Raw genomic sequence first — 11,502 nt, 5'->3', positions numbered from 1 at the left:
CGCGCATTCGAGTCACCAGGAATACCTGGTAGTCCATCGCCAAACCGAATACCACGCCGATCATGAAGATCGGCAGGAACGAGATGATCGGCGCGGTGTTCTGGATAAGCCCGAACGCGCCTTCCTGGAAGATCGCCACAGTTGCGCCGAAGGTAGCGCAGATGGAGAACAGGAACCCCAGGGTTGCGGTCAGCGGCACCAGTAGCGAGCGGAAGACAAGCATCAGAACGATGAAGGCAAGACCGACAACAACAATCAGGTAAGGCACCAGCGCGGAACTGAGTTTCGACGACATATCAGCCACGATTGCCGTTTGGCCCGCAACACCGAGTTCCGCTCCACTCGCCGACACGGTCGACTGATAGTCGCGGATCTGGTTCATCAATTCATGTGTTTCGGGCCCACTCGGGGACATCTTCGGGGTGACAGCTATCAACGCCGAATTGGCGCCGGCATTCGGATTACTCGGATCAGTTCCATTGCCCTGCCACATCAGGACATCGGGCGTCGCCACGTTTGCCAGTCCCTTGATGTGTGTGACGGTTTCGTCGGCGATCGGGGCGATGTCGGTCCCGGCCGGTGCATGGAGGACAACGAACAGCTGACCGTTAACACCCTCGCCGAAACCTCGTTGTAGCAGCGCAAGGGCTGGACGCTCTTCGTCCTGGGTGAAGGACAGTCCGAGTTCCATCTTCGTCATCGGCAGTGCTGCGATTACCAAGATCAGCAGTGAAATCAGCGCGATCGGCCACGGATACTTGGTCACGAACTTCACCCAACGGTGCCCATTCGATTCCGACGAATCGGGTTCATCGCCGTGTCGAACGCCAGGTATCCGCGGCGAGAAGGCAATACGGCCAAAGATAGCGAGGATCGCCGGAATCAGAGTGGTTGCACCGAGCACCGCGATAATGACAGCAACTGCTGCAGACAACCCCATCTGAGTGATCAGCGGAACGCCAACCACGGTCAGTGCGGCCATGGCAATCACCACCGTCAAACCGGCAAAAACCACCGACGTACCCGCCGTGCCCACGGCTCGGCCCACCGCAGCTTCGCGACTGCCTCCGAGGTTGAGTTCACTTCGATATCGCGACACGATGAACAACGCGTAGTCGATCGACACCGCAATGCCGATCATCGACACGATCGCGATAACACCCTGATTGATGTCGAAAACGCCAGCCCCGAGTGTGACCGTCAAGATCGCCAACGAAATTCCGACGATGGCGGTTACCAACGGAATGAATGCGGCGATGAGTGCGCCGAAAGCAATGATCATAACGATGAAGGCCACGGCAAATCCGAGCATTTCGGAAAGCCCCCCGGCCGCCTGCACCTGCATCATCGAGCCGGTGCCTTCCACCTGCAGTCCACCGGTCCGGAATTCTTCCAGGAGCGACAGAAATGCCGTCTTGTTTGCATGCGTCTGATCCTCGATCTTGATCGACTGTTTCAGCTGAATGAGCCCCACGTGGCCGTTGTCGCCGAGAACGAAGGAAGCGACCGACGGATTAGCCGCGGCAACGGTAACCGGGTTGACAATCAATTCGGGATTGATGACGTCTGGGAGCGTCTTCGCCTGCGCGACAAGCCTGTCGATCTGATCGCTGTGAGCTGCGAGTCCGTCGTCGGCGGCCACGAGAATACTGGTGGTGGCCTGGCTTTGTTGCTTCGACGCGGCCGCGAAGTTCTCGTTCATCAACTCGGTCGCACGCTGGGAATCAGTGCCCGGGAGATTGAATTCCTTCGAGAACGTCGGCTGAGTTGCCGCTACGGTGCCGCCGATGACGGCAATCACGAGAATCCATGCCGCCACCACCAAATACTTGTGACGGAAAGAGAACTTGCCCAATCTGTACAGGTACGTAGCCACTTAGGACGCTCCCTACTATTCAAAACCGGCAAAACTCACATTGAAGAACAACGTACCGTGTTGCCACGTCACCACTATTGCCATTGCGTATCAAACGTCACAACTTCGTTAGCTCCACAGAAATCGGAAAGGCTCGCGCATGCCTACTTCATCGCCGATCGACATCGATCGACTTCGCGCTGCTCAACTCCACCTCGATGCGATGGGACCGCGACTGACGGGTACCGAGTCTCACAGAATGCTCGTCGAGGAGGTCGCTGCAGAACTGACTGATCTTGGCCTCGAGGTTCGTCGTGACACTCAAACCTTCGAGCGCTGGGATCTGCCGAGTAGCGCCGACGGACTTCGAATCGACTTGGCCGACGGATCTGCAGCTGTCTCCTCCGCCTTCCCCTATTCAGGGATCACCGGCCCTGCCGGCATCAGTGCACCACTCATTCTGCTGAACACCAAGCGTCCACGATGGTCAAGGGCAAAGGGCGCGATCGCTGTCATCGAAGTCCCACACATCGACCTGCCCCGCAAGCTTCTGGTCAGCGAGTGGGGTCCGATCGCGACGGATGAGACGCTCCGAAATCCTGTTCTTTCCGCGACTCTGTTGGGCCCGAAGCTCGAGAAGGCTCGTGCAGCAGGCGTGCTCGGCGTCATCGCGGTGTGGCGCGACATCGCACCGGACAATGCTCTGGGCCAGTACCTTCCGTTCACCGAGCCCTACCATGACATCCCGGCCGTGTGGGTGGCCGGTGACGAAGCCACGAAAGTTTTGGCCGCTTCTCGCGCCGGCCAGAAGGCGACGCTGGTGCTCGACGCAACTCTGCACCCCGGAACGACGACGGACACGGTGTGGGTGGTCTCCCCCGGCACCTCACCCCACGAGACGATTCTGGTAATCACGCACAGCGACGGCACCAATGGGGTCGAGGAAAACGGCCACCTGGGCATGCTGGAATTGGCACGGCATGCCGTTGCCCATCCCCATCGACGGTCCTACGTCTTTGTGCTCACGACGGGTCACCTGCGGATTCCGGCGGTGTCGAAACACGGTCAAGCTACATCCACGTGGCTCGAAGCACACCCTGAAATGTGGAAAGGCGAAGCGGGACAAGCCCGCGCGGTTGCCGGGATCGCAATCGAACATCTGGGTGCGATCGGCGATGCGGAAGACAATGCATCAGGCAGTTACGCGTTGGCCACCACCCCGGAACCGGAACTGTTGTACGCGACAAGCCTCGACGTTCACGACATCGTTGCGCCGTTGTGGCGCGATATCGGTGCGGGTGACCGGCGGATCGTCGCGCCTGGACCCGTCATTCACTTCGGCGAAGGCGAACCGCTGTTCGAGCGGAATATTCCGACCGTCGCATTGGTCACGGCGCCGCAGTATCTACTGGCGTTGCGCGAAGCCAGTGCTGTCACTCATGTCGATATCGATGCACTGACAAAGCAGGTTGAGAACTTCCGCGCTCTGCTCGATGCTTTCGACGCGACGGAAACTGCGGCATTCGGAACCGTAGTCAACCGGTCCGTATTCGCCAAGTTCTCAGCGTTGCTGCAGCTGATGCAGATTTTGTCGAAGGCCAAGAAATAGCCGCTGTGCGCCTTTATCAACCACCCGCGGTTAATAAAGGCGCACAGCAGGTCTCGCTACTTGTCGTGAATGATCACGCCGCGGATGTTCTTTCCGTCGCGCAGATCCTGGTAGCCCTCGTTGACCTCTTCGAGGCTGTAGGTCTTGGTGATGAGCTCGTCGAGCTTGAGCTGGCCGGAATCGTAGAGTCGGAGCAGTCGCACGATGTCGTACTGCGGATTCATGGATCCGAACAGGCTGCCCTTGATCGTCTTCTGATTGAGCGTCAGGTCTGTACCCGATACGTGAACGGTGAGCTTGTCCGGTGCAGCCAACCCAGTGATGACCACGGTGCCGCCCTTGCCGATCACTGCGGTTGCAGCACTGACGACGTCCTCGTCGACGGTTCCGACCAAAATCAGCGCTGCGTCAGCACCCTGACCCCAGGTCAATTCGTTCACCTTGACGGCCGCACTCTCGGCGTCGGCAAAGGCATGTGTGGCACCGAATTTCAGAGCCGTCTCACGCTTGAGCTCAATCGGATCGACAACCACGACGTACTTGCACCCCGCAGATACGGCACCCTGGACGGCATTGATACCCAGTCCACCAATTCCGTAGATCACTGCCGTGTCCCCGGCGCGAAGGTTGCCGGCGTTGACGGCGGTGCCCCAACCGGAGGGGACACCGCAACCGACAACTACCGCCGTCTCCAACGGGAGCCAGTCGTCGATCTTCACTACCGAGTGCTGCGAGATCGTTGCCCGCTCGGAGAAGGTGCCGAGCATGCACATTCCGCCGAAATCGAGTCCGTTGCCATGGAACCGGAAGGAACCATCCGTCATCGAACCTTCGAGGATTGTGGCACCCATGTCACAGAGATTCTGGCGACCGGTCGAGCAGTAGCGGCACGTACCGCAGTTGGGAATGAAGCTACACACGACGTGATCGCCCGGCTTGACCTTGGTGACACCGGGTCCCACCTCTTCGATGATTCCCGAACCTTCGTGACCGCCGACGATGGGATAGCGCGGCGGGAGATCGCCGTCGGTGAGATGCAGATCCGAATGACACAGTCCGGCAGCGGTGTACTTGATCAGTACCTCGCCGACACCCGGACCATCGAGGTCGAGTTCCATGATCTCGAAAGGCTTTCCGGGCTCGAGCAGTACAGCAGCTTTGGTCTTCACTGGTGATCTCCTTGATTGTCGGACGTGCGAAGGTGAAATGCGGGTCGATCAGAGAGCGATGTTGACGGCTTTCGTCTGGGTGTACAGGTCGATGGCGGAAGCACCCAGTTCGCGGCCCCAACCGGACTGCTTGTATCCACCGAACGGCATCGCGGTATCGAATCCGTTGTACTGGTTGATCCACACCGAGCCGGCCTTCAGGCGCTTTGCCGTGCGGTGGGCCTTGGAGATATCGCGAGTCCAGATGCCGGCCGCCAAGCCGTAGATGGAATCGTTTGCAGCAGTGATCGGTCCGTCGTCTGCGCTGAACGGAAGGGCCGCGACAACTGGTCCGAAAATTTCCTCCTGGACAATCGAGAATTCGGGCTTGACGTCGACGAAGACGGTCGGCTCCACGAAGTAGCCCTGATCGCCCCAACGCTTACCGCCGGTGAGAGCGCGGGCGCCGTCAGCTATTCCCTCGCGGAGGTAACCGGTAACCTTGTCGAACTGCTCCTGCGAAACGAGTGGTCCGAGCTGGGTGGTGGGATCGAGTCCCGGTCCGATCTTTACCTGACTCGCGGCGTGCGCGACGGCTTCGGTGAACTTCTCGAAGATCGAATCCTCAACGTACAGACGCGTGCCGGCAACACAGCACTGGCCATGGTTGAACAGCCACGCATTGAGCGAACCCTCCACCGCTGCATCAAAATCGGCGTCGGCGAACACGATGTTGGGACTCTTGCCACCGAGTTCGAGAGTCACCTTCTTGAGGTTGCCCTTGGCCGCGTCGACGATCTTCTTGCCCACCTCGGTCGAACCCGTGAATGCGACTTTGTCGACATCGTCGTGACCGGACAGGGCTGCACCGGCGTCACCGAAACCGGGAACGATATTGACGACGCCTGGCGGGAAGCCGGCTTCTTCGAAAACCTCGGCCAAAAGCAGTGCAGTCAAAGGTGTCTGCTCGGCAGGCTTGAGGATGACGGTGTTACCGGCTGCGAGTGCGGGCGCAAGCTTCCACGAGGACATCAAGAGTGGGAAGTTCCACGGCACGATCAGACCGCACACGCCGATCGCCTCACGCAGCGTGTATGCGTGAAACTCTCCACCGGGCGAGAACGGCATGGACACGTTGACCGTGCTGCCCTCGATCTTGGTTGCCCAACCCGCGTAGTAGCGGAAAACGTCTGCAGCCCAAGCAACATCGACGGCGGTCGCAATCGCGACGGACTTTCCGTTGTCCAGCGCCTCGAGTTGGCCGAACTCCTCAGCGCGTGCACTGAGGATGTCACCGACGCGCCAGATCATCCGCTCACGCTCGTTTGCCTTCATTCGTGACCAGGGGCCGTCCTCGAAGGCGTTGCGCGCGGCACGTACTGCCCGGTCGATGTCCTCGACCTGCCCGTGAGCGACATCGGCGAGCTTCTGACCGTCGGCCGGATTGTAGGTTGCGAAGGTCTTTCCCGTTGCTGCGTCGACGAATTCGCCGTTGATATAGAGCTTCTTCGGTCCGTTCAGGAAACCCTGAACCGCGGGACTGATGGTGTGTTCGGCTACAGCCGTCATCGGGAACTCCTCTGAAGTAGTCACGTGCGAATGTGATGCACGCCATACTTCCTCGGTTCCGAGGGCCCTAACTGTCCGAAGTTTGCACACACCGTGAGCCTTTGCCGCCCCCGCGGTTAACAAAGAGCACATTCGCCGTCGCCGCCACACCATCGCCACCCGTGCAGGAATCAGCATCACCGCAGTCAAAAGCGCACGCCGCGCCTTCACCGCACCTGAACCACCCAACAACTTTCTCCACGCCCGGTGCCCGTGCCGCCTATCCCCATCTGTGGGATTTGTGCTTCAATCTCTTGCTAAAGAGTTCGCACCAACGAACGCGCAGGCGCGACCGGGAAAACCGAAGAACGCGAAGAGATCCATTCCTCGTCCGATTGAGCTGAACCGGCGCTGCATCGACGATGCGAACCACCTGATCAGCCTTGTCTGGACGAAACTCCTGATCGAATTTTAGCCAAATCTGACCGTCAAATAACGTCAAATAAGTCGCCTAGCACACTTCGTTTAAAATTCGCTCGAAATATTCAGTGAGCGAATGAGGGATTTTCCCGAGCTTTCTCCAGACGTACGGAGATAGACGTCGTTTTCTCCGCACATAAAAACGGCACTCTGCTGCCTCTGCCTCACATTTTGCCCTCCTCGCTAGATATTACGTGCGCGATGCCCCAGAGAAGACACGCGCTCGAGTGGCAACCCGCCTACCCAAACCAAGGGGGTAGAACAGCGGATTACCAGCAATTTTGAAGTCGAAGAACAGCCTCCTCACCTCAAATTGTCCTGTTGCTCAAATCTGCTTTGGCCATTTCCGGGCTACGTGTGCATATGAATCAGCATCGGAGCCGCGTGGCTCGACAGACTGACTCTAACGAAAATATATCCGAAGAGTCGACAATCAGGACAGCGCGCGACGAAATACTAATTGAAAATCTAACTACTTTGGCGTCATTGATTGTTGCTGCACCACCTCGCATCGGAGTCTCCACGACAGAAGAACCCCAGTGAATTAATATGGTGAAAATATTTCTCAAGATTTGCCCCACGACTTATTTACCCTTCGATAGCGCCGGAAAATTCTGAACATTTTGCCGGTGAGCATGCTAATTATTCATTAATTGCCCAGATTTTGCTAAACGGCACGATTCCCCATCAACCCCCTAGGTCAGGAGAAATAATGCACTGTGTGCCCTATGTTGGTTTCCGTAGGGCCTACACGTCATCGACAGAGCAACGAAAGGACGAACACAATGGGTAGCTTGGAAGATTTTGATATTGCAACAATGCTCGAAAAGCTGATCGCATTCCTCGACGGGTTCTCGTCGGAGACTCCGGAAACACCTGAATAGTCGAATCCAGATCGCTGTGTCTCCCCACTCGCATGGGGAGACACAGCGGTTTACCGGACCGGTCGCGGCACCTGCGCACGCCGACGCCGATCGAGTGGACAAGCCGCACCTGACCTACCCTTGAACACGCTTTTGCCGCCGCGCACATCACGCCGACAACCGCGTGGGACCACACCGCAGGGTTGACACCACCAGTCAGACCGCGCACCGCATCAGGACTGAGAGCCACTCTCCGCCACAACTGGCCGACCGCCACACTCACCCCGCTTCGCGAAATGTCTCTGCCATGACAGCTGACCTGCGATGATGCCCGGGGAGCCTCGACCAATAATCGACATACGTGACCGTTTCCGGTCTTGGTGATCGAACCCTGCGATCGTGATGGCACCGACGAGCATTCGCTGGGTACCAGCCCGACACAGGAGCCGATCGTGTTCCCCCAAAGCCATACATCGTGCCGCTCTTGGTCTGCCAAGGGAACCGACGCATAGCAGTCAGGTGGTGATGTCCAGCGCCCGCATTCGCGTGTACAGCGTGCTGCGACTGATGCCGAGTTGCGCCGATGCGTGAACCTTGTTGCCTCCACAGTCTTTCAGCGCCCCGATGATCGCTTGCCGCTCCGCCTTCTCACGGCCCGCCAAGCGCGAAACCTTGGCCGTCGTGCGGTATTCCTCCGGAAGATCGGCCACGTCGATGCGATTGCTCGAACGTTCCTCCACGGCGCGTGTCAGCACTACTCGCAGCTCGGCGAGGTTGCCCGGCCAATCGGCTGCCGACAGTGCTTCGACGGCACTGGCCGTGAGTCGTAGATCCGGCTGGATTCCGTCGAGTATCGCCTGGGCGAGATCAGGTACCTCGGAGCGCCGATCACGCAGTGGCGCAATGCCTATCCTGAATGCGCAACGTGACATCAGCGCGGCTGTTGTCGGTGGAAGTTCAGGCGCAGGCCCACTGGTCAACAGGATTCGAAGACCGTCGACGCTCGAATCGATCAGGTCGGCAACCAAGGGCACCACCGAATCCGGCAGCAACTGAACCTGTTCGATTACCACTACGCCGGTGCGCCGACGCGTAGCCTGCACCAGATTGGTGATCCATTGTTCACGACCCTCGATTGCGGCACTCGTGGCATCGAGCCATCTCACGTCGACATTTCCAGCCACATCAGCAGCCGCTGATGTGCGGCCGGAACCTGCCTCGCCCGAGATCGCAACTGCCGCAGACGACCCGCGCGCACGCAACAGATCTCGGCGCACCCTTTCACCGGGAGACGGCGCCCGTTTCTGCGTCCGCCTGATAGGCATACGCTCGCGCGCAACCGGCTCCACCAGGAAGACCGCTCCGCCGTCGGCGCCCGAAATCCTGTCGGCCTGGACACGCGCTAGCGCACCTGAAGCCAATTCGACTGTGACCAATCGAGATTGATCCGGGCGCAGGTCGGCAACCAAGGAACGCAACGACGCGTGATCCGCCGCCTCCAGCAGGTCCAGCGCAGTCCTGTTACTCAGCAGAATGTCGTCACCAATTGCTGCAACTGCGACGTGACGTTGATGGGACACACGCTGAAAGGCATCGACCAAGCGCTGTTCCGAGGCCTTGGAACCTTCCAACAGTCGCTTCTCGATGTCTGCTGCCGCCCGGGCCAGAAAGGGTGCGAACAGTGGATTCGCTTGGGAAACAACACCCGTCATATCCAGGATGCCTTCTACCCGGCGGGTGACAGGATGCAGGATCGGCTGACCGTAGCAACTCAATCCTTTGAGGCTATCCAGAAAGTGCTCGTCTCCGTGGATGACGATGCTGCGACCCATTTCCAGCGGAGTACCGAGCGCATTGGTGCCGGCATGTTCCTCACCGAACCGTGATCCGTTGACCACACCCAATTCTTCGATCGTCCGCTGGACAGAACTATTCGAGTACACCGAAGCAACGACGCGGCATTCCCGATCTGCCAGCAGGACACAGAATCCGGTACCGGCGATCTGCAGTGATACCTCGTCGAGAACCGGGGTCGCTGCTCGCAGTAGTCGACTCTCGCTGTCCTGGTCTGCGGCATCCACGGCAATGGCTGCGGACGGGTCCACTCCACTCAGTCTCGACCGCTTCCAGGAGAGCGCAATCTCGGGACGAACCGGACCTCGCTCTCCTGAAATGTCAGGCATGACTCAGCCCTGCCCGATCAGTTCAATTGCCAACTCGCGCATCGCGATCTTGCGCACCTTTCCTGTGACAGTCATCGGGAACTCGTCGACTACGTGGACATAACGCGGAATTTTGTAGTGCGCCAACTTCCCCGTGCAGAATGCGCGTACAGAATCGGCATCGAGTTCGGCGGCGCCCTCGCGCATCTGAATCCACACCATCAGTTCTTCGCCATATTTGGCGTCGGGCACACCGATCACTTGGGCGTCGAGGATGTCGGGATGGGTGTACAGGAATTCTTCGATCTCGCGCGGGTACACGTTCTCGCCGCCGCGGATCACCATGTCCTTGATCCGTCCGGTGATCGCGACGTACCCGGCATCGTCCATGACACCGATGTCTCCGGTATGCATCCAACGCGCAGCGTCAATGGCTTCGGCCGTCTTCTCGGGGTTCTGCCAATACCCGAGCATGACCGAGTATCCACGCGTGCACAATTCACCGGGTTCGCCACGCGGAACCGTCAATCCGGTTGCCGGGTCAACGATCTTGATCTCGAGGTGCGGACCGACCCGGCCGACAGTGGCGGTGCGCTGATCGATGGTGTCGTCGGAACGAGTCTGGAGTGACACCGGCGACGTCTCGGTCATGCCGTAGCAGATCGACACCTCGGTCATCCCCATCCGTTCGATGACCTGCTTCATGACCTCGACCGGGCACGGCGAACCGGCCATGATGCCGGTCCGCAGGCTCGACAGGTCGAAGGACTCGAAGTCCGGCAGCGCCAGTTCCGCGATAAACATGGTGGGCACCCCGTACAACGACGTGCACTTTTCTACCTGTACCGCTTCGAGTGCCGCGCGCGGATCGAAGGCCGGGCTCGGAATCACCATGGCTGCACCGTGACTGGTGCAGGCAAGGTTACCCATCACCATCCCGAAGCAGTGATAGAACGGCACCGGGATCGCAACCCGATCATTCTCGGTGTAGTGGCACAGCTCCCCGACGAAGTAGCCGTTGTTAAGGATGTTGTGGTGACTGAGCGTCGCGCCCTTGGGGAAACCCGTAGTGCCCGAGGTGTATTGAATGTTGATTGCATCGTCGGCCGAGAGAGCATCCTGAGCGGAGGCGAGCCGACCCGGGTCCACGGCCTGCGCTGCGGCGCCTTCCTGGAGCAGGTCATTCCAATCCGACGAGCCCAGCAGGATCACCGACGTCAAGTCCGGACACTGCGGCCTGACCGTGTCGATCATCGCCGCGTAGTCGGAGGTCTTGAAACTGGGAGCAGATACCAGTACCGAGATCGCGGCCTGCTCGAGTACGTATTGCAACTCGTGTGAGCGATAGGCGGGGTTGATGTTCACCAGGATCACACCCAACTTCGCAGTGGCGTACTGCACGAACGTCCACTCCGGGCAGTTCGGAGCCCAGATGCCCACCCGATCGCCCTTATGCACGCCTCGCCCGATTAACCCGGCCGCCAGCGCATCCACCGCGGCCCCGAACTCGGAATACGTCCAGCGTCGCCCGCTCGCGTGATCCACCAAGGCATCACGGTCGCCGTGTGCAGCAACTGTGCGATCAAGATTGTCCCCGATGGTGTCACCCAACATCGGGCCATCCCAGACGCCTGAGGTGTAACTGGGTAGGGACGCGCTCATATTTGTGTCCTCTCCAGGCGCCCATCCAGGCACCTCTGCAAGAGTCCACAGTGGGCGGACCCTCACACCGACGAATTTACCCGCTCCACTGTGATCTACGACATAGTGCACGCTGTGGAGTGACTGTAACTGTGCAGAGTTCGGACACCATCACCGAGTGTGCCAACCGCAACGG

Annotated in this window: 6 protein-coding genes and 1 pseudogene; 1 reads left to right on the top strand and 6 read right to left on the bottom strand. The window is 59.2% G+C overall.

What is annotated here, in order from left to right:
• Positions 1–1,876 (bottom strand): MMPL family transporter (locus QM600_RS14365; RefSeq protein ID WP_283262147.1); only part of this gene is annotated, 1,876 nt, incomplete at its 3' end.
• 139 nt (positions 1,877–2,015) lie between these two features.
• Between QM600_RS14365 and QM600_RS14360 the strand changes: the two genes are divergently transcribed.
• Positions 2,016–3,464, top strand: a complete 1,449-nt coding sequence (locus QM600_RS14360) for a zinc-binding metallopeptidase family protein (protein WP_283262146.1) — start codon at positions 2,016–2,018, stop codon at positions 3,462–3,464.
• Between the two features lie 56 nt (positions 3,465–3,520).
• On the opposite strand, the gene QM600_RS14355 is transcribed toward QM600_RS14360, so the two are convergent.
• The 5 genes and pseudogenes from QM600_RS14355 to QM600_RS14335 form a co-directional block, all read right to left on the bottom strand.
• Positions 3,521–4,633: an NDMA-dependent alcohol dehydrogenase gene (locus QM600_RS14355; protein ID WP_243619810.1), complete on the bottom strand. Its 1,113-nt coding sequence runs from the start codon at positions 4,631–4,633 to the stop codon at positions 3,521–3,523.
• A 48-nt stretch (positions 4,634–4,681) separates the two neighbouring features.
• On the bottom strand, positions 4,682–6,181 hold the full coding sequence (locus QM600_RS14350; protein ID WP_283262145.1) for an aldehyde dehydrogenase family protein: 1,500 nt from the start codon (positions 6,179–6,181) through the stop codon (positions 4,682–4,684).
• A gap of 1,659 nt (positions 6,182–7,840) precedes the next feature.
• A pseudogene (locus tag QM600_RS14345) lies at positions 7,841–7,963 on the bottom strand (IS110 family RNA-guided transposase); the annotation flags it as partial.
• A 55-nt stretch (positions 7,964–8,018) separates the two neighbouring features.
• Entirely contained in the window at positions 8,019–9,686 is a 1,668-nt protein-coding gene (locus tag QM600_RS14340) for a sigma-54-dependent Fis family transcriptional regulator (protein WP_283262144.1), read from the bottom strand.
• Positions 9,687–9,689: 3 nt separating this feature from the next.
• A complete protein-coding gene (locus QM600_RS14335; RefSeq protein ID WP_283262143.1) occupies positions 9,690–11,327 on the bottom strand; it encodes an AMP-binding protein in 1,638 nt (545 codons plus the stop codon).
• Positions 11,328–11,502: the final 175 nt, after the last annotated feature.

Origin of the sequence: Rhodococcus sp. IEGM 1379, assembly GCF_030056815.1 — a bacterium.
In the GTDB taxonomy this organism is placed as follows: domain Bacteria; phylum Actinomycetota; class Actinomycetes; order Mycobacteriales; family Mycobacteriaceae; genus Rhodococcus_F.
Note: the sequence above shows the minus strand (reverse complement) of the source record. Positions and strands in the feature narration are given on the sequence as shown.

Coding starts and splice junctions, on each gene's coding strand:
- QM600_RS14340 (WP_283262144.1), bottom strand. CDS start 9,686: ATGCCTGACATTTCAGGAGAGCGAGGTCCGGTTCGTCCCGAGATTGCG.
- QM600_RS14335 (WP_283262143.1), bottom strand. CDS start 11,327: ATGAGCGCGTCCCTACCCAGTTACACCTCAGGCGTCTGGGATGGCCCG.
- QM600_RS14350 (WP_283262145.1), bottom strand. CDS start 6,181: ATGACGGCTGTAGCCGAACACACCATCAGTCCCGCGGTTCAGGGTTTC.
- QM600_RS14360 (WP_283262146.1), top strand. CDS start 2,016: ATGCCTACTTCATCGCCGATCGACATCGATCGACTTCGCGCTGCTCAA.